Source organism: Flavobacterium piscisymbiosum, assembly GCF_020905295.1.
In the GTDB taxonomy this organism is placed as follows: Bacteria; Bacteroidota; Bacteroidia; order Flavobacteriales; family Flavobacteriaceae; genus Flavobacterium; species Flavobacterium piscisymbiosum.
This window is the reverse complement of sequence record NZ_JAJJMM010000001.1, coordinates 3,413,118-3,433,328: the sequence shown is the minus strand read 5'-3', so window position 1 is coordinate 3,433,328 and position 20,211 is coordinate 3,413,118. Positions and strand designations below refer to the sequence as shown.

13 protein-coding genes are annotated in these 20,211 nt (G+C 34.7%); 12 read left to right on the top strand and 1 reads right to left on the bottom strand.

The window, feature by feature from the left end:
• Positions 1-137: 137 nt before the first annotated feature.
• The 7 genes from LNP81_RS14965 (at position 138) to LNP81_RS14935 (ending at position 11,182) form a co-directional block, all read left to right on the top strand.
• On the top strand, positions 138-3,239 hold the full coding sequence (locus LNP81_RS14965) for a SusC/RagA family TonB-linked outer membrane protein (protein WP_230037151.1): 3,102 nt from the start codon (positions 138-140) through the stop codon (positions 3,237-3,239).
• 9 nt (positions 3,240-3,248) lie between these two features.
• Positions 3,249-4,733, top strand: a complete 1,485-nt coding sequence (locus tag LNP81_RS14960; RefSeq protein WP_230037149.1) for a RagB/SusD family nutrient uptake outer membrane protein — start codon at positions 3,249-3,251, stop codon at positions 4,731-4,733.
• Positions 4,734-4,813: 80 nt separating this feature from the next.
• Positions 4,814-5,872, top strand: coding sequence for a glycoside hydrolase family 130 protein (locus LNP81_RS14955; RefSeq protein WP_230037147.1), 1,059 nt, complete (start codon positions 4,814-4,816; stop codon positions 5,870-5,872).
• On the top strand, positions 5,872-7,158 hold the full coding sequence (locus LNP81_RS14950; RefSeq protein WP_230037145.1) for an MFS transporter: 1,287 nt from the start codon (positions 5,872-5,874) through the stop codon (positions 7,156-7,158). The genes LNP81_RS14955 and LNP81_RS14950 overlap by 1 nt, the downstream gene beginning before the upstream one ends.
• 18 nt (positions 7,159-7,176) lie before the next feature.
• The gene (locus LNP81_RS14945; RefSeq protein ID WP_230037143.1) at positions 7,177-8,895 is read left to right on the top strand and encodes a glycoside hydrolase family protein; all 1,719 of its coding nucleotides are present in this window, start codon (positions 7,177-7,179) and stop codon (positions 8,893-8,895) included.
• 136 nt (positions 8,896-9,031) lie between these two features.
• The gene (locus LNP81_RS14940; protein ID WP_230037141.1) at positions 9,032-10,654 is read left to right on the top strand and encodes an alpha-glucosidase; all 1,623 of its coding nucleotides are present in this window, start codon (positions 9,032-9,034) and stop codon (positions 10,652-10,654) included.
• A gap of 12 nt (positions 10,655-10,666) precedes the next feature.
• Entirely contained in the window at positions 10,667-11,182 is a 516-nt protein-coding gene (locus tag LNP81_RS14935; protein ID WP_230037139.1) for a cupin domain-containing protein, read from the top strand.
• Positions 11,183-11,271: 89 nt separating this feature from the next.
• Here the strand turns inward: LNP81_RS14935 and LNP81_RS14930 are convergent, their stop codons facing one another.
• On the bottom strand, positions 11,272-13,143 hold the full coding sequence (locus tag LNP81_RS14930; RefSeq protein WP_230037137.1) for an alpha-amylase family glycosyl hydrolase: 1,872 nt from the start codon (positions 13,141-13,143) through the stop codon (positions 11,272-11,274).
• A 680-nt stretch (positions 13,144-13,823) separates the two neighbouring features.
• Here LNP81_RS14930 and LNP81_RS14925 point away from each other — a divergent pair.
• The 5 genes from LNP81_RS14925 (at position 13,824) to LNP81_RS14905 (ending at position 20,107) form a co-directional block, all read left to right on the top strand.
• The gene (locus LNP81_RS14925; RefSeq protein ID WP_428979518.1) at positions 13,824-15,503 is read left to right on the top strand and encodes an OstA-like protein; all 1,680 of its coding nucleotides are present in this window, start codon (positions 13,824-13,826) and stop codon (positions 15,501-15,503) included.
• Positions 15,504-15,667: 164 nt separating this feature from the next.
• Complete coding sequence (locus LNP81_RS14920) at positions 15,668-16,864, top strand: aspartate aminotransferase family protein (RefSeq protein WP_230037135.1); 1,197 nt, start codon at positions 15,668-15,670, stop codon at positions 16,862-16,864.
• Between the two features lie 278 nt (positions 16,865-17,142).
• Positions 17,143-18,540: a tetratricopeptide repeat protein gene (locus tag LNP81_RS14915; protein ID WP_065447960.1), complete on the top strand. Its 1,398-nt coding sequence runs from the start codon at positions 17,143-17,145 to the stop codon at positions 18,538-18,540.
• Positions 18,540-19,289, top strand: a complete 750-nt coding sequence (locus tag LNP81_RS14910) for a shikimate dehydrogenase family protein (protein ID WP_230037133.1) — start codon at positions 18,540-18,542, stop codon at positions 19,287-19,289. Before LNP81_RS14915 ends, LNP81_RS14910 begins: the two co-directional genes overlap by 1 nt.
• Before the next feature lie 68 nt (positions 19,290-19,357).
• Positions 19,358-20,107 carry a lipid A phosphoethanolamine transferase gene (locus LNP81_RS14905; protein ID WP_230037131.1) on the top strand — a complete coding sequence of 250 codons (750 nt, stop codon included), beginning with the start codon at positions 19,358-19,360 and terminating at the stop codon, positions 20,105-20,107.
• Positions 20,108-20,211 lie beyond the last annotated feature (104 nt).

The window sequence follows — 20,211 nt, the reverse complement described above, 5'->3', positions numbered from 1 at the left end:
GTGTACACGTTTTCTTATATCCGCAAGCTAATTTTATAACCGATAATTAATTCAAACGTTATCGTAAAACCACAAAACAAAATTAACCTCAAAAAAAACAATCTAACTAGTAATTCAATTAACAATTCTTTATGATGATGAAAAAATTTATATTCAAATTATTCCTATTCGGAACGATTATGTTGGGCAGCATTATGCATGCCCAAACTGTTAAAGGTACGGTGTCGGATGTCGACGGTTTAATGCCACAAGTAAATGTAAACGAAAAAGGAACTTCCAATTACGCTACAACTGATTTTGATGGTAATTATACCCTTACAAATCTAGGTCCAAATGCTGTTTTGGTTTTCAGTTACATAGGATATCAAACTCAGGAAGTACCTGTAGCGGGCAAAAAAGAACTCAATGTTACTCTGGCAACAGATACAAATACCTTAAACGAGGTGGTTGTTGTAGGGTATACAAGCGAGAAAAAATCGGCTATTACAAGTGCCGTTACCACTGTGGATATGGGCGAACTATCTAAAACAAAAGTAGCCGACGTTGGTCAGGCTTTACAAGGTCAGCTTGCAGGTGTATCTGTAAGTTCAAGCACAGGACAGCCAGGCGACGGACTTGAAATACGTATTAGAGGTGTAGGTACCTTAGGTAACAATGAAGTACTATATGTTGTTGACGGTGTACCAACTCGTGATATCAACTTTTTAAATCAGTCAGATGTTAAGTCAATGACGGTATTAAAAGATGCAGCAGCAACAGCCATTTATGGTTCTCGTGCTGCAGGTGGTGTAATTCTTATTACCACTAAAAACGGTGCTAAAGGAAAATCAAGTCTTAATGTGGATTATTATACCGGAGTAAATTATGCTACAAATCTTCCTAAGCTATTAAATGGAGATCAATATCTAACAGTATTAGACAAAGCATGGCACAATAGTGCTGGTAATGCGGCAAATGCTATAAGCCCTTATCAGGCGGCTCAAACTGCAGGATCTGTAAACGGAATACCTTTGGCTAATACCAACTGGTTAGACGAATTGTTCACGACGGGTCAAACTACAAACTTCGAACTTTCTGCAAGTGGCGGAAATGAAAATACGCAATACTTAATCTCTGGGGGATATTTTGCCCAAAAAGGAATTATAGTAGGTGGCAATAACCAATACGAACGACTTAATTTTAGAGTGAATGTTAATTCTAATTTTTCTGATCGTTTAAAAGTTGGAACGAATATCCAGCTTACTAATAGCGTTAAAGATAAATTATCTTCTAGCGGAGATCAAATGGGTGTCATTCGTTATGCGATGTTTAGACCTTCTATTCTTGGTGTATACAAAGATGTAAATGATCCAACTTATTCTGCTGCAAATCCATATACAGATTTACCATTTTATGTAAGTAATAACACTACTAATGGATGGAGCCGTGATTATGACTCAGCATATAACCCAATTGCAATTGCAAATCTTATAGATTATAAACTTAAAGCATTTAGAGTTTTCGGAAACGTTTACGGTGAATACGGATTTTTAAGCGACAAATCATTGAAATTTAGAAGCAGTTTTGGAGTAGATATGTCTTTTGCACATGATAAAAAATTCAATCAGAATTTTGGAGACGATGATGGCGGATCTCCTCTTGATAAAAATAATGTACCATTATATCCTGGAATGGGAAGAATAAACAGACCTTCGAGTCTTACTGATAGTATGGGACAAGAAATGACTTTTACTTTTAGTAATACACTAAATTATGTAAAAACACTTAACGAGAAACATAGCATTAATGCTTTATTGGGTACAGAAAATATCATCAATAAAAATGATAATGTTGGTGGAACAAGAAACAATTATGATAATACTACTGATGCATTTCGTTATTTAGATTATGGAGGTTTAAATGTAGACAATTATGCAAGTGGTTCTGCGAGCAGTTGGGCATTAGTATCTTTCTTTGCCTCTGGTAACTATGGATATGACAACAAATATTATGTTTCCGGAACTATTAGAGCGGATGGTTCTTCTCGTTTTGGACCAAATAACAAATGGGGATATTTCCCTTCGGTTTCCGGAGGTTGGGTAATATCTAAAGAGAAATTCATGGAGAAAGCCGATTGGATTTCAAACTTAAAGTTAAGAGCAAGTTGGGGACAATCAGGAAATCAGGAAATTCCAAATAATACCTACCAAACACTTGTTTCTCAAAAAGATGATAATGTAAAAATTATCCGTTACGGAAATCCTGACATTAAATGGGAAACTACAACTCAAACCGATTTTGGTGTCGATTTTAGCTTCTTCAAAAATAAATTATCTATTACAACAGATTATTTTGATAAAACAACTAAGGACATTTTGCTGACAGTAGGTTTACCTGCCGTAACAGTAGGAGTTATCGAATCTACCTATGTTAATGCAGGAGTAATAAATAATAAAGGATTTGAATTTGGAGCTAATTTTCAAAACAATGATCATGATTTTAAATACGGTATCAGCGGTAATTTTACCACTCTAACCAATAGAGTTGAAGCTTTACAACAATATATTGCAAATCTCGATGACCTGAGAACAAATACAAGAACTACAGTTGGCCAGCCAATAAGCTCTTATTACGGATATGTATTTGATGGTATTTATCAAAATTCAGCAGAAATAAACTCTCAGTTATTCAATAACACAAATGGTGCTGTACCGGGAGATATGAAATTTAAAGATCTTAATGGAGACGGACAAATTGATGCCAATGACAGAACTTTTATAGGAAGTCCAATTCCTAAATTCACTTACGGTTTCTCATTAAACGCCAGTTATAAAAACTTTGATATCTCTGCACTTTTTCAGGGAGTAGAAGGTATTGATCGCTATAATAATTTAAAACAAGTTACCTCTTACAGCACCAAAATGCCTCTTAACTCTACCACAGACGTATTAAATGCCTGGAACGGAGAAGGAACTAGTAACACAATTCCAAGAGTAACCTTTAATCCTAATGGTGGTGCACAAATGTCAAGCGCATTTGTAGAAGATGCTTCTTATTTAAGATTGAAAAATATTGAAATCGGATACACATTTAATCCAGGTTTAATTGGTGCTGCCAATCTTCGCATCTATATGTCTGGTCAAAATATATTTACGATTACAAAATACACTGGTTTAGATCCTGAATCTACTTCTTTCATTGATATGGGAACCTACCCGCAATCGAAATCTTTTATTCTTGGGTTAAAATTAAACTTATAAAAAACGATTATGAAATATACAAAAATAGCAACGATCCTAATAGGACTTGCAGTATTCACAAGTTGTACTGACGAATTAACCATAGATCCAGTAGGATTGGTAACAGAAGAACAAATAAACGATACACCAACTCTTAATACAGTCGAAAAATCAGTTAGTTCCTCTTATTTATTGTTTTCAAACACATTAAATATAATGGGAGCATGGGACTGGACAGGCGGACTTGTATCTAATAATGATATTATCCTGCAGGATATAGCTTCTGATGATGGTCAAAAAGGATGGAATTCAAATTCTGATCAACCCTGGATGGATGAAGTTGATAATTATACTTTTACTTCTTCTAACGGAGGTGCTAATGGTGTTTGGAAATACAATTACGAAGGAATTAAAAGAACTAACAGTGCCATTAATTTTCTCGTAAATCCGGAAATTGAAGCCATTACCGGAATTACTACGGCAAGAAAAAAACAATTACTGGGAGAAGCGTATTTTTTACGTTCGTTCTATTATTTTGCATTGGTTACTAATTTTGGAGATGTTTCTTTAATCCTGACTCCGGTAAAAACATTTCAGGAAGCTTTCGATCAGGCAGTAAGAGCACCTAAAGCTGAAGTATGGAATCAAATCAATAAAGATTTAGCTTTAGCAAAAGAATTACTTCCAAATCAAAAAATTACTTCCGATACTGAAAAGTGGAGAGTATCTAAAGGAGCTGTAATTGCTCTTCAGGCAAAAGCAGCATTATACAATGAAAAATGGACAGAAGTAATTACCTACGTAAATGAACTGGAATCACTTGGATTTTATAGCTTAAATGCTAACTACTTTGATAATTTTAGTACTGAAAAAGAATTTACAGATTCTGAGGTTATTTTTGCTTTCGATCATCAAAGCAATGTTGTTCCTCCAAGAGGAAATGGATATTGCGCATTAGTAGGTTGGGGATTCTTTGCTCCTACTACAGATTTCTTAAATTCATTTGAACCAAATGATCCAAGAAAAGCATATACCGTAAATGTTGCTGACCAAAGAGTAAATAAAATATTGGGGACTACAAATGGCAATAACAAAGGAAATGATCAATCTCCTAGTAACAAAGTATTTATTCGTATGGCAGATGTATTACTCTGGAAAGCAGAAGCTCTAAATGAAACTGGAGATTATGCTACTGCAATTACTTACATCAATAAAATAAGAACAAGAGCGAGAACTACTCCTACTGTTGACGGAACTCCAGTACCAGCAGGAACATTAGCAGACAGACCTGCATCTACTGATAAAACCACTATTAAAAATTGGTTGATTTCTGAAAGAAGAGTCGAACTTGGTTTTGAAAATCAAAGAATGGCCGATTTAAAAAGATGGGGAATTGCCAAACAAGTAATGACCGCAAGTGGAAAAAATTTCCAGGACAAACACATGTTATATCCAATTCCTCAATCAGAAATTGATGCATCTGCAGGAACTTTAACACAAAATCCTGGCTACTAAACATTTATAAAGAGTAACCTTCTTAACTTTAATAAAAATTAGGTTACTCTTTAACTATAATAAAAACAGAATCTAAAATTATGAAAGATATAGCAAAACGTTTTACAGATAACCCATTACTATCTCCTACAGATATTCCTGCAAGCAGAGAAGGATTAGAAATTACATGTTTACTAAATCCTGGTGTATTTCAATATGAAAATAAAACCTGGTTAGCGGTTCGCGTGGCCGAAAGACCTAAGCAAAAGGACAGTATTATTTCTTTCCCTATACTAACAGAAACTGGAGCTATTAAAATCATTGAAATTCCAAAAGACGATCCGGAATTAATCGCGACAGATGCCAGAGTTATTAATTATAAAGGCGTTGATTACTTAACAACACTTTCTCACTTACGCCTATTGTGCAGCGAAGACGGACATCATTTTTATGAACCTGAAAATTATCCTTCTCTGGTTGGAGAAGGTATGTTGGAAACTTTTGGAATAGAGGATTGTCGTGTTGCTTTAATCGAAGGAACGTATTATTTAACTTTTACCTCTGTATCAGATAATGGTGTTGGTGTTGGTTTACGTACTACTACAAATTGGAAAGACTTTACCAAACATGGTATGATATTACCTGCTCACAATAAGGATTGCGCCATTTTTGAAGAAAAAATAAACGGATTGTTTTATGCTTTACATCGCCCAAGTAGTGTAGATATTGGTGGAAATTACATCTGGCTTGCCTCGTCTCCTGACGGTATTCACTGGGGAAACCACCATTGTATTATTAAAACCAGAAAAGGGCTTTGGGACAGTAAAAGAGTTGGCGCCGGAGCAGCTCCTATAAAAACAGATAAAGGCTGGCTGGAAATTTATCATGGAGCCAATGAAAATCATCAGTATTGTTTAGGTGCATTTTTAATGGATTTAAAAGATCCTTCGAAAGTAATTGCAAGAACCGAAGAACCGATAATGGTTCCTACAACAGAATATGAATTAAGCGGATTTTTTGGAAACGTAGTATTCACCAACGGCCATATTGTAGAACCGGACGGAGATACACTTACCATTTATTACGGAGCTTCGGATGAATTTGTTTGTGGTGCTCAATTTTCGATCAAAGAGATTCTTTTACTTTTAAAAACTAACTAATGTTTAAAAAAATTATATCAGAAATTGACCATTTTAAAAGCCAAACTCACAATTTTCGTATCCTGATTTTTACCAACCTGGTTTATGCACTGGTATTACCTGTAATCGACATTTTTGTTGCTGCTTATATCATGCGAAATTCGAATGACACCTCTAAGGTTGTTATTTACCAGTTGGCCATTTATACCGGGATTCCGCTTACCTTTTTATTGAATGGTTTCTTGTTGAAACACTTTAATATTCGAAAATTATATTCAATCGGAATGATGCTTAGCGGTGTTTCTATGATTATTATGATGTCGCTAAAAACACTGGATTTAACGGGGATTGCGGTAGCGGGAATAACAATGGGATTTTCTTTTGGTTTGTATTGGTCTAATCGCGATTATCTTGCTTTGGCCATTACAAACGACGAAAACCGTAATTATTATTACGGATTGGAGACCTTTATTTATACTATTATTGCCATTGCAATACCGGCTACAATTGGTTGGTTTATTCAATCTAAAACTGGTGAAGATCAAAAACATCAGGCTTATGTCATAATTACCGGAATTGTTTTTCTTATTACAATTGTGGCTTCAATAGTTTGTTACAGAGGTAAATTTGAAAATCCAACACAAAAAAAATATATCTTTTTCAAATTTCATCCTCTTTGGTACAAACTATTATCGCTTGCAACGTTCAAAGGTTTAGCACAAGGCTTTTTGGTAACAGCTCCTGCCATGCTTATTTTTAAAATATTAGGAGAAGAAGGCGCGTTAGGACAAGCACAATCTATTGGAGCAATTTTGGCGGCGATCATCATTTATTTTATCGGACGTTTTTCTAAACCGTCAGATCGAATCAAAACCTTTTCGGTTGGATTAATTTTATTTGCTTTAGGTGCCTGCATCAACGGAATATTATTCGACAAAACAGGAGTCATCATCTTTTTATTGTTATTGCTTATCGCAAAACCTTTAATGGATTTGGCCTACTTCCCTATTCAGCTTAAAGTAATTGATATCGTATCACGAATCGAAAAAAGAGGCGAGTTTACTTATATCTTAAATCATGAAGCAGGCTTGTATGCTGGAAGACTTTTAGGCGCGGGAACTTTTCTTGTTTTATACTATGCAGTTTCTGAAGATTTTGCCTTAAGATATGCCATCGGAATCATTGCATTATTACAGCTATGTTCCATTTTTATCAGCAAAAAAATTATCAAACAAGGAATTGAACTTTCACCGGAAGAAGATATAAAACCAAAAGTTCTGGATGAGGTGGCAGCAAAATTACTTTAAAAATAAAAAATTAATAACATGAATACATTCATAAAAATTACAACTTCGTTCCTGTTAGTATTTAGTTTAAATGCAACAGCACAAGTAAAACAACAAAATATTTCTCGTGTTGATCAAATGCCCAATCTTCCGCAACCTTTAAAAATCATTGATTATAAAAAACTGGCCTTAGATTTTGATAAAACAGTTTATGATTTTAATGCTAAAGGCAAATATTGGCCAATGGTCTGGATGGATGAAAGCCAGAAAAACTTCCCTCAAAAAGTAGTCGGATTGTATACGGCTGTAGCCGATGTACGACAAGGTCCGGATCATAACAACGGAATGTTTCATGAAGCACTCGCAACAATGGGAGCTACTTTGGGAGCTACATTGGTAGGTATAGATAAAAACCAGCCTAATCTTAATTATGTTGGCATGCTTAAAAACTATTTCAATAAAGAAACCAATTGGAATATTATGATGAATAATACCTGTCCTGAAGTTGCTTTATTAGGCGGTGGTTATGGCCGTGATTGGTGGTACGATGTTTATCCTAATCTTTTGTTCTTTGCCGTTTATGACAAATATCCTAACGAACCTGGCTTTACTGAGATCGCCAGAACTATTGCAGATAAATTTTATGAAGCCGATGTAATTTTGAATGGCAATTATGATTATTCTTATTTTGATTACAATAAAATGACGTCAATGACCAATCATATCTGTACACAACCAGATGCAGCGGCGGGACATGCGTGGGTTTTGTATATGGCTTATAAAAAATTTGGTGATGCTAAATATTTAAAAGGAGCAAAAAGTGCATTAGCAGCATTAGAATCGCAATCAAAAAATCCAACTTATGAAGTCTTAATGCCTTTTGGTGCTTATCTCGCTGCCAGAATTAATGCCGAAGAAAATACAAAATACAAAACTGATAAAATGCTTGACTGGACATTTGACGGAACTCCGATTTGTCGCGAAGGTTGGGGCGCATTAGTGGGTAACTGGAACGGTTTTGACATATCAGGAACTTTTGGCAGCACGGTAGATCACGGTGGTTACGGCTTCCTGATGAATACGTATGATGCCGCCTGGCCATTAGTGCCACTGGTTCGCTACGATCAGTCTTATGCAACCGCAATAGGAAAATGGATGCTGAATGCAGCGAATGCTTCTCGCCTTTTCTACCCGCAATATATGCCAAAAGAACACCAAACAATTCCTGAACTTGCTGAGATTACCAAAGGCGTAATTGGTTATGAAGGTATTATTAAACAATCCAGTTATAAGGAATATGAAAATATAAAAGGCCCTGTAGCACAAGGCGACGGTCCGCTTTGGGTTCTTGGAGAAAATCCTAAAGAATCTCAGTTTAGTGTTTATGGCAGCGGACATGTAGGTATCTTTGGTGGTATAATCCGTGCGACGAATGTTACCGGAATATTGCAATTAGATTTATTAGCAACAGACTTTTTTAGCGATAAAGCTTATCCATCTTACTTATATTATAATCCCTATACCACCAATAAAACCATTACTATAAAAACGGAAAAAGGTAAAAAAGTAGATTTATACAATACAGTTTCAGGAAGTTTTGTAGCTAGAAATGTTACTTCATCTGCTAAAATAAATATTGGTGCCTTAAATTCAGCTGTAATTGTTTGTGTGCCTGCTGGAGGAAAAATAACTCATGAAGGAGAAAAAATGCTTATTGACAGTGTTGTGGTAGATTATAAATCGCAAGAGAAAAAATAGTTTATAGTTAATTCTCGCGCAAAAACGCAGAGCCGCTAAGTCAAGTTTTTCAAGCTATTTTCTTTGCTGCTCTGCCTCTTTGTGCGAATAAACAATGTCATTTCTAAGTAAAATAACTTAAATCGAAAAGAATGTTATGAAGCCTAATATATTACATTGTATATTTTTCTTTCTTCTTATACTAAACACAACCAATGCTCAAAAAACAGCAATCGACCAAAAATGGTGGAAAGAATCTGTTTTTTACCAAATCTATATGCCAAGTTATGCTGATAGCAATGGCGACGGATATGGCGATTTTAAAGGAATGACTCAAAAGTTAGATTACCTGAAAGAATTAGGGATAAAAGGCATCTGGCTTACCCCTTTTCTTACTTCGCCAAAAGTAGATAACGGTTATGATATTGCCAATTATTACGAAGTAGATCCCACGTATGGCAACAAAGCGGATTTTGATCTTTTTTTGAATGAAGCGCATCTAAGAGGAATAAAAGTAATTATAGACATGGTTTTTAATCATACATCTACTGATAGTAAATGGTTTCAGGAATCCAGAAAATCGAAAGACAATCCGTATCGTGATTATTATATCTGGAAAGATGCGCCCAACAATTGGGAATCTTTTTTTGGAGGAACAGCCTGGGAGAAAGACACTTTAACGAATCAATATTACTATCATAAGTTTGATAAAAGAATGGCCGATCTTAACTGGTCGAATCCAAAAGTCGTTGCAGAGATTCAAAATGTGCTGCGTTTTTGGCTTGATGCCGGCGTAGATGGTTTTAGACTGGATGTAATTAATTTTCTAACTACAAACGGAATCACAAAGAATAACCTAATAAAAAACGGACAACAAGATCATATAAACGATATTGATCAGGAAGGTGTAAAAAATGCCATGCGCATTATAAAATCGACCGTAAGCGAATATGACAATCGTTTTATTGTGGGCGAAATTGGAAGTGACAAAATCGAAGTTCTCAAACAATATCAATCGCAGGATTTATTAGATGTTGTTTTTAATTTCAATTTTGGAAGTATAAAAAAGTTTTCGACTCAGCGTATTTTTGATGAATTGCAAAGCATGGAAAAAAACATGAGCAATTATCCCACTTTATTTTTTGGAAGTCACGACATGCCCAGAATGATCGACCGATTGGCTGATGGAAATCCTGAAAGAGCAACAGCGCTTACTGCTTTAATTCTTACTGCGAAAGGAGTTCCGTTTGTGTATTATGGCGAAGAGATTGGCATGCATAATATCATCGCGCAAAACATAAATGAAATGGTCGACATACAGGGAAAAACTCATTATAAACTTACACTTGAAAAAGGTAAAACTGATAGTGAAGCACTTCTTGAAGGAAACGATCACAATCGCGATAAATCTCGCAGCCCAATGCAATGGAATTCAGATGCTTTTGCCGGATTTTCTAAAGAAAAAACCTGGATTAAAATTAATTCTGATTATAAAAAAGTAAATGTTGCCGTTTTAGAAACTCAAAAAAATTCGATTCTTAATACTTATAAAAAACTCATATCTTTAAGAAACAAAGAAAAAGTTTTGCAATACGGAGATTACGATAACCTTGAATGTCAGGACGATCAAATATCATTTACAAGATCTTTTGAGGGAAATACAATCTCAGTTATCATTAACTTTGGTTTAAAAAGGGAAATGCAACTACCCAAAAATGCTACAATATTGATGGGAAATAAAACCCTAAAAACAGATAGCTTTATTATTTACAAAAACTAAAACATTACTGAAATGAATTTGAATTTATCCATAAATACCGAAAAAAAGTCTGTTTTTGAACAAATTGAAGCAGAATTAAAAAAAGAAAACTTCACCATTATCAGTCAGGATCAAACAAGGCCTTGGGGAGGATTTTTTGTACTTGACGAATCGCAGGCTGAGGTTTTTGCTTCAAAATTCTTTCCGCATCTTAAAATGACAGACATTCAGATTACAAATAAATTGAGTCCGAAAATTCTAATTGTTGCACCTCACAAACGTTTATCCTGGCAATATCATTTTCGAAGAGCCGAAATCTGGAAAGTTCTCGCTGGTGTTGTAGGAGTTAAAACTAGTGCAACAGATGAAGAAGGAGAAATTCAGGAATTGGCTCCCGGATCTTTTATTAAATTAGAAAAAGGAGAACGTCATCGTTTAATTGGCTTAGAAACTTGGGGAATTGTCGCTGAAATTTGGCAACATACCAATCCGGAAAATCCTTCTGATGAAGATGATATTGTTAGGGTACAAGATGATTTTGGAAGATAAAATCATCTTCATAAAAAAAACAGGTTTAGAAATTAGATTTCCAAACCTGTTTTTTTTTACAATTCTTTATTATTCTATTACAAAAGAATCTATTTCACTTCATAAATAAACGATTCCGAAGGCGCAATTTTTATTCTTGCAATTCCTTCTCCATTCTTTACCGTAAAATACGTTTTACTTTGCAAATACAATTGATCTAAAAGTATATAGGAACCATCTTTCAAATTCCATTTAGAAATAACATCAGCAGGAATTTTCAATTCAAACTCACTTGTTTTTTCTGAAGAGAAATTCGCCACAACAATCAATTTTTGATTTTCAGACCAACGAACATACGAGTAAATTAATTCGTCATAACCAGAATTATTGTGACGATTTACAGATTGAATTTCCTGAAAATTGCCCATTAAAGCAGGGCTTTTAATAGAGAAATTCAGCAATCGTTTATAAAAATCACGAAGGTTTTTTTCTGATTCAGAAAGTTGTCCGCCATCAAATTTTCCGTCATTCATCCAGCGCTGATGATTAGGAACTCCGATATAATCAAAGATTGAAGTTCTTGTAGGTTTTCCGAAACCAGCATCTTCATTTCCGGCTTCTCCTACTTCCTGCCCAAAATAAACCATTGTTGGCGAAGTGCTAATCGTTGTAGAAACCACCATTAAGGGTTTTCCGCGTTCCGGAGTTCCTGCAAATTCAGAACTTGCTAAGCGTTGTTCGTCATGATTGTCTAAGAAATGAAGCATATTGTGTTCGATATCTGTCATTCCTTTCTGAATATCCGATAATCCGTCAGGTGAAGATTTTCCGCGAATAACATCTTTCAGTTTATCATACGTTTCAACTTTATCATATAAATAATCCATTTTTCCTAAACGAATATAATTGCGGTATTCATTTGGGTTATACACTTCTGCCAATAAAAAAGCATTCGGATTTTTCATTTTGATAGCCGAGTTCATATAACTCCAAAACTCATACGGAACCATTTCGGCCATGTCATAACGAAAACCATCAACACCTTTTGCTGTCCAGTACAAAGCGATCGATTTAAACTTTTTCCAGGAATCCGGCACATCTTTATCCTGCCAGAAAGCAAAATGCTCCTGATATGATTTTTGATCAAATCCGGCGGGAAGTTCAGGAAAATCTTTAGAACCATCAGGACGAATTCCGTAATTTACTTTTACCGTTTCGTACCAGTCATTTTGATCCGGTTTTACTTTACGTGAGCCATTTCCGGTCCATTTTGCAGGATTTTCATCAAATACACCATCAACAAGCGCATTCTTTTCTCCATTTAACGGAACATCATTATCCGGAATTTCAAAATGTTGATTTGGGATGTAATAAAAATTGTTGTTTCTGCTGTATTCAACATTTACATTATCATCAGCACCAAAATCCTTAACACCTTCAGGATTATTTTTCCCTTCATATTTTCTCGCAATATGATTCGGCACAATATCAATAATAACTTTCAAACCTGCTTTGTGCGTACGACCAATCAAATCTTCGAATTCCTGCAATCTGTTCGCAGGGTTTACCGCCAAATCAGGATTTACATTATAATAATCTTTTACAGCATAAGGAGATCCTGCCCGGCCTTTTACCACTTCGGGATCATCATCAGAAATTCCGTAAGCCTTATAATCCCTCACCAAAGCATGATGCGGAACTCCGGTATACCAAACATAAGTAACCCCTAAATCTTTTATTTCATGAAGTGCTTTATCTGTAAAATCATTAAATTTTCCAACGCCATTTTCTTCAATCGTTCCCCAGGATTTATTGGTTGTGTTTTTATTTCCAAACAAACGTGTAAAAACCTGATAAACTACAACTTTCCTGTCAGTAGGAACTTCTTCTTTTATTATATTCATTTTTAAATCTTTGGTTTTACATGCAGAAAACAGCATGGTTGCAGCCAATCCTGCAACAAAAACTTTTTTATTTATCATATTCGTTTTTTATAAACTAATGGTTTCCTGACTAAAAATCCGAAAACTATTTTCTAAATTTAAACTAATTTTTAAAATTCAAATGAAACAAAAATCATATTACATTAATACAGTATATAAAAAGCTAACTATAACGAAATAGTTACACTTTTTGTTGGTAACTTAAAAAAAAGGTTCACAGATACGATCCCGAAGCTTCAAGCAATGTCAATAAGTTAAGGGTAAATCTATAAAATTACTTAACAGTTTAATCAAAAAAGTAATTAGAAAAATCCGTTTTATCAGCGTTTTCGCTTTAGCGAATCAGTAAAATCAGCGCCTAATTTTGACGCGGATAAAACAGATTTACTTCGTAAAGACGCAGATAAAAACGGATTTTATCTTTTTTTAAGCATAAATTAATGACATTGAGCTTTGAGACATAGGGACAAATGCTGTTAAAATGACATAAAAATTAAAAACCATTTAAACCCACATCTCTTTCTTTATGTTAGACGCACTGCTGTGCGTCTCTACGATATACATTGCGAATAAAATTCATTTACAAAAAACGCTAACAAACCTTTGTACCTTTGAACCCAATAAAAAAAACTTTGTCCCTAAAAAGAAACATTTAAATTAATCCTAATAACATTATAAGGTTGTAACCTTTTTCATAAATTTGACAAAAATTTAATCAATTGAAGAAATCACTATTTTTCATATCCTATTGTTTGCTATTATTAAGCGTTCAATCCATTTTTGCTCAGGCACCAAAGCCAAAAACAATTAATATTGAAAATGCAGATTTGGTAGAAGTCAATGAAGACTTAGTTCCTGACGGAGTTCTATTGACTGGAAATGTAAAAGTAAATCATGACGGGATCGTATTAACCTGCAATAAAGCCTACGTTTTTAAGAAAGAAAACTACCTTAAAGCATTTGGAAATGTACAATTAGTACAAGGTGATACTTTATTCCTGAACAGTAAATATGCAGAATATAGCGGAAATTCAAAGAAAGCTTTCGCCACCGGAGATGCTGTTATGAGTTCACCGGATGCTACCTTGCAAACAGATACTATTAATTTTGATCGAAATATCCAGCAGGTTTTTTACAATACTAAAGGTACAATTGTAAACAAAGACAATACTCTGGTAAGTAAATCAGGAAGATATTTTGTGGCTGAGAAAAAATTTCAATTCCTTACAGAAGTTACGATTACAAATCCTAAATATGTCATAAAGTCGAATCACTTAGATTATTACAGTAATTCAGGGCATACGTATTTATTTGGCCCTTCGACTATTACAAGTAAAACAAACTACATTTATACCGAAAAAGGTTTTTATGACACCAAGAAAAACCTCGCGCATTTTTTAAGGAAATCGTACATAAAATATGATGACCGACTTATAGAAGGCGATAGTTTGTATTATAATCGAAATATTGAATTTGCCTCGGCAACCCGAAATGTAAAAATTACTGACTCTATCAATAAAGGAATCGTAAAAGGACATTATGCAGAGATTTACAAACTAAAAGATTCGATGTATGTAACTAAAAGAGCCGTAGCCATAAATCTTGTCGAAAAAGATTCGGTTTATATTCACGGACAAAAATTAATGGTGACCGGCAAAGAAGGCGAAAGAATTTTAAGAGCCTTTAAAAATGTTCGTTTCTATAAAATAGATATGAGCGGAAAATGTGATTCTATCCATTCAGACTCTAAGTCTGCATTGACAAAATTAATTGGAAATCCAATTCTCTGGAACGGAGAAAGTCAGATTACGGGAGATATAATGCATTTAATTGGCGATAATACAACCAAGAAACTAGATTCCTTAAAAGTCCTCAATAACACTTTTATAGTCTCGCGGGACACCCTCGGCACGGGTTATAATCAGGTCAAGGGCCTCAATTTATTCGGAAAATTCAAAGAAGGAAAATTACATGACGTCGATGTGATTAAAAACACCGAGGTCGTCTATTACATGCGGAATGATGCTAATGAACTCATTGGTATCAATAAAAATGTGAGTAGTAAAATCAATCTTATTTTAGAAAATAATGATATCGAAACCATTACATTCTTCAATAAAGTAGACGGCGATGTTTATCCCGAAGCCGATTTACCCGAAAATGCACGTAAACTAAAAGGCTTAAAATGGCGTGGAGACGAACGAATAAAATCGAAAGATGATATTTTTACCGCGGAAGACAACGAACTCAACGACAAACTCGTCCAGGAAGGAAAAGACCAGGAAGCCAAGGACAAAACCACCCCGATGAAAGTCAGGAAAGAAACCCTTGATTACGACAAGAAGAAACCTGCTGCTAAAACAAGCACGACGAAAGCTGCTACCAAGACCAAGAAGTAGTTTTCGGTCGCAGTTTTTAGTTTACAAAGCTTTGCGAACTTTGCATTTTAATAATATAATCTTGAGCTAAATCTTAGTAAACTTTGCGATCTTTGCGGTTAAATTCATTCACAGTTTTCAGTCAACTTGAAACCTGAAACCTGAAACTTTTTAAACAAATAACAGTGAATCCAGATTTTATAAAATACCAGGCACAAACTTCCCCTTACCCACTAGGAATGGAAGTTTCTCACGCCGTTGGTTCCTATATTTACGACACAAACGATAAAAAATATTTAGATTTTGTTGCTGGAGTTTCGGCTTGTACACTTGGGCATCAACATCCTAGAGTCAATCAGGCGATCAAAGATCAGCTGGACAAATATTCGCACGTCATGGTTTATGGCGAATATTCGCAAAGTCCTGCCGTTCAATATTGCAAATTACTGGCTTCACTCCTGCCCGAATCTCTAAACAAAACCTATTTAGTCAATTCAGGTACAGAAGCTATCGAAGGCGCACTTAAATTAGCAAAAAGAACAACAGGACGCAGTCAATTGATTTCTTGTCATAACGCGTATCATGGTAACACGATGGGTTCTATGAGCGTTATGGGATTCGAGGAACGCAAACAAGCCTTTCGACCTTTGCTTCCGGATGTTGATTTTATCACCTTCAATAACGAAGAAGATTTACAAAAAATAACCACCAGAACAGCCGCTATACTTTTAGAAACCATTCAGGGAGGAGCCGGATTTATTCAGCCCGAAAATAATTATCTGCAAAAAGTGCGTAAACGCTGTGATGAAGTTGGAGCCATGATGATTGTTGATGAAATTCAGCCCGGATTTGGAAGAACTGGTAAACTATTTGGTTTTCAGAACTATGATGTCGTTCCCGATATTGTCGTTATGGGAAAAGGAATGGGTGGCGGAATGCCCGTAGGTGCTTTTACAGCCTCGGCAGAAAAAATGGATCTCTTAACCGAAAACCCTAAACTAGGCCATATCACCACTTTTGGAGGTCATCCTGTCATTGCGTCAGCCTGTTTAGCTACTTTGCAGGAATTAACTGAAACAAATTTAATGCAAGACGCCTTAAATAAAGAAAAACTCTTTAGATCGCTTTTGGTACATCCTTTGATAAAGGAAGTTAGAGGAAAAGGATTAATGCTTGCCGCAATGACCGAAACTGCCGAAATAACAAACGAAGTTATTTTAAACTGTCAGGACAAAGGGCTTATTTTATTCTGGTTGCTGTTTGAAGGATGCGCAATACGAATAACACCACCGTTAACCATTTCTGATGAAGAAATAAAAGAAGGTTGTGCCATAATCTTAAACGTTATGGATGAAATCATGAAAAAAGAACAAGCAGTTTAATTAGGAGCTATTTCCTGCTATCCGCTATATCTTTTATTTTTTCTAAAGAAAAAAAATAAAAGGATACCGCTGCTATCAGGGCTAGGATTCACGGTTAAAACAAAAATAGAATACAAATCAAATTTAATCTTTTACAGATCAAAAGATTATAACTTAAAACAGAATAGAAATTCTGTCCATATTGTTAATTAAATTGTTCACAACAATTAATTCCCATTCCTCACAACAATAATATGGTTGCCTAAATTTATAACAGGCTAATTTCAAATAAAGACAGTATGCAATTAAGCAACGAAGAAGAAGATTATAACCTATCCCTATCCAAATTTGAGTCGATGTTAAAAACTAACAAAGTACTCTTTTTTGATTCTGAAGAATTCGAAGAAATTATTCTTCATTATTTAGACATAGGTAAGGCTAATTTAGCAAAGAAGGCCTTGAAACTTGCATTAGATCAACACCCAAAATCTACGGGCTTAAAATTAGTACAAGTAGAAATGTTGGTTTACGACGACAAACTAGAGATCGCCGAGAAGCTCTTAAATGAGCTATATGCAATCGAACCTAATAACGAGGAAATTTACATCCAGAAAGCCAATATCTGTTCTAAGAGAGATCAACACGAAAAAGCGGTAGAGCTACTTAAAATTGCCCTGCAATATACTGATGACTACGCTGACGTGTACAACTTGATTGGAATGGAATATCTTTTTATGGATAACCTCGAGATGGCAAAAGACAGTTTTATCAAATGTCTTGAAGAAGATTTAGAAGATCAGTCGGCCTTGTATAACGTGGTATATTGTTTTGAATTTTTAGATCAAAACCAGGAAGCCATTGTTTACTTAAACGAGTACATCAATAAAAACCCATATAGCGAAATCGCCTGGCACCAGCTTGGTCGTTTGCATTATGGCGTAAAAGAATATGAAAACGCCATTCGCGCTTTTGACTATGCAACCCTAATCGACGATGAGTTTTTAGGTGCTTTCATGGAAAAAGCAAAAGCCTATGAGCGTCTTAAAAAATACGCTGAAGCTATTGAAAGCTATAACAGAACCATCGAGTTAGACGATGCTACTTCTTATGCTCTATTGCGTATCGGTAAATGCTACGAAAAACTTGGTAATGCAGTAAAAGCACTTCAATATTACAATCAAACTGTACATGAAGATCCGCTTTTAGACAAAGGATGGATTGCCATTACTGATTTTTATGTTCGCCAGAAAAACTTTCAAAAAGCCTTATTTTTTGTCAATAAAGCATTAGCAATCGACAATCAAAATCGTTTGTACTGGAAACGTTATGCGACGATCAATAAACAAATGAACTTTTTTGAAGAAGCAGAGTTTGGTTATAGAAAAGCAGTAGAATTTGGAGATTATGCCTTAGATACCTGGTTGTTTTGGGTTGATATTCTTCAGTTTTTAGGTGAATTCGAAAGCGCTATTCAGACTTTATTACAAGCTACAGAATATTTTCCGGAAGAAAACGAAATCGAATATCGTTTGGCAGGATTGTATTTTATGATTCAGGATAATACCAAAGCAAAATTCCATTTAAGCAATGGCTTGCGTTTAAACTTTGATAATTACATCCTAATCGAAGATTTATTTCCGGTAGTATGGTCAAAAAAGACAGTTAAAAATTATATAGAAAAACATAGAAAACAATAATGATTGATATTTTAAGAAGACGTTTTGGCTTGTTAGGCCGTAATATTAGTTACTCATTTTCAAAAGGATATTTTACAGAAAAATTTAGCGATGAAGTTTTTGCCGGCAACAGCTACGAAAACTTTGACATCTCTGAAATTAATTATTTCACTGAGTTAGTAAAAAACAATCCCGATTTAAAAGGTTTAAATGTTACGATTCCGTACAAGGAACAAGTTATACCCTTCTTAGATAAACTATCAAAAAAAGCAGCTCTGATTGGTGCCGTAAACACTATTAAATTTACCAAAAACGGAAAATTAAAAGGCTACAACACGGATTATTATGGTTTCAAAAAATCATTAGAACCATTATTAGAGCCACACCACAAAAAAGCACTTATTCTGGGCACAGGCGGTGCTTCAAAAGGAGTTGCATTTGCACTGGATGAACTTGGTATTCCGTATACTTTTGTATCGAGAGAAGCTAAAGAAAACATCATAGATTACAACCTTATAAACGCCACTACATTTGATAATTTCAAAATCATAATCAATTGTACGCCTGTTGGTACAAGCCCAAATACAGAAGCTTGCCCGGATCTTCCGTATGAGTTTTTTACTGATAAGCATATTGCCTACGATTTAATTTATAATCCGGCAGAAACTCAGTTCCTTAAAAATGCTAAAGAAAAAGGTGCTGTAATAAAAAATGGTTACGACATGCTTATTTTTCAGGCAGAGAAAGCCTGGAAAATCTGGAATAAATAAAAAGAAAAAATACACTAAACTCTAGTGTATTTTTTTTTGTAATTTAGACTACTCATTTATAAGCAGTTATGAATAAATTACAACTATTTTATTTATCATTCCTTTTAATCACTTTTTCTACAAAAGCTCAGGATACTATAGAGCTTCAAAAAAATCCTTACACAGAGGCACGTTATCATTATTATCTAAAAACGATTTTACTTTTTAATGAATATTTAGATACAAAGACAGGTTCTTATAATACCACCGAACTTCGTTTTTTACATCCCATCGCCAATAAAGCATGGAACTTAAGAGTTGATCTTCCATTAATATCCACCAATACTTCCTCAATCAATAAAACCAGAATTGGTGATATTGGTGTCGGCATAAGTTATATACCTTATCTAAATCATAGTAAGGGAGTTGCTTTTAGAGCCAGAGTCATTTCGAACTCGGCAGCAGATCCGGCTTTGGGATCAGGAAAATGGGTCTTTGCTCCTGCCATATTTTATGGTTCTTATATAAAAGAAAAAAAATTACTCTGGATTGCTTCTTTAGAGAATCAACTGAGTTTTGCCGGATCAGACAAACGAGATGATATTAATACCACAGCATTCGAAAATTACTTTATGTACATCCTCGGGAAAAACTGGATTGCGGCCGATGTTGCGTTCAGATACAACGCAACAAACAAAGAATTCCCTAATAATGCTTTCGTAGAATTTGGACGAAAAATAACCTCAAATGATATGGCCTATATTCATCCCAGTATTGCTTTTGGAAACCATAAATCCTACAATTATGGTATCGAAATCGGAATGCTTATTTTGTTTTAGTTTGAAAGAAAACTAAAAAATTAAGCTTACAATATTAATTTAATTTGATTTTTCTAAAAATTCTATTAATCCGAAATTTAAATTTACTTCAAAAAAATCAGGTA

Excerpts from the sequence above, each read along its gene's own strand:
- LNP81_RS14915 (WP_065447960.1), top strand. The coding sequence starts at position 17,143 with ATGCAATTAAGCAACGAAGAAGAAGATTATAACCTATCCCTATCCAAA.
- LNP81_RS14940 (WP_230037141.1), top strand. The coding sequence starts at position 9,032 with ATGAAGCCTAATATATTACATTGTATATTTTTCTTTCTTCTTATACTA.
- LNP81_RS14935 (WP_230037139.1), top strand. The coding sequence starts at position 10,667 with ATGAATTTGAATTTATCCATAAATACCGAAAAAAAGTCTGTTTTTGAA.
- LNP81_RS14960 (WP_230037149.1), top strand. The coding sequence starts at position 3,249 with ATGAAATATACAAAAATAGCAACGATCCTAATAGGACTTGCAGTATTC.
- LNP81_RS14945 (WP_230037143.1), top strand. The coding sequence starts at position 7,177 with ATGAATACATTCATAAAAATTACAACTTCGTTCCTGTTAGTATTTAGT.
- LNP81_RS14955 (WP_230037147.1), top strand. The coding sequence starts at position 4,814 with ATGAAAGATATAGCAAAACGTTTTACAGATAACCCATTACTATCTCCT.
- LNP81_RS14930 (WP_230037137.1), bottom strand. The coding sequence starts at position 13,143 with ATGATAAATAAAAAAGTTTTTGTTGCAGGATTGGCTGCAACCATGCTG.
- LNP81_RS14965 (WP_230037151.1), top strand. The coding sequence starts at position 138 with ATGAAAAAATTTATATTCAAATTATTCCTATTCGGAACGATTATGTTG.
- LNP81_RS14910 (WP_230037133.1), top strand. The coding sequence starts at position 18,540 with ATGATTGATATTTTAAGAAGACGTTTTGGCTTGTTAGGCCGTAATATT.
- LNP81_RS14905 (WP_230037131.1), top strand. The coding sequence starts at position 19,358 with ATGAATAAATTACAACTATTTTATTTATCATTCCTTTTAATCACTTTT.
- LNP81_RS14950 (WP_230037145.1), top strand. The coding sequence starts at position 5,872 with ATGTTTAAAAAAATTATATCAGAAATTGACCATTTTAAAAGCCAAACT.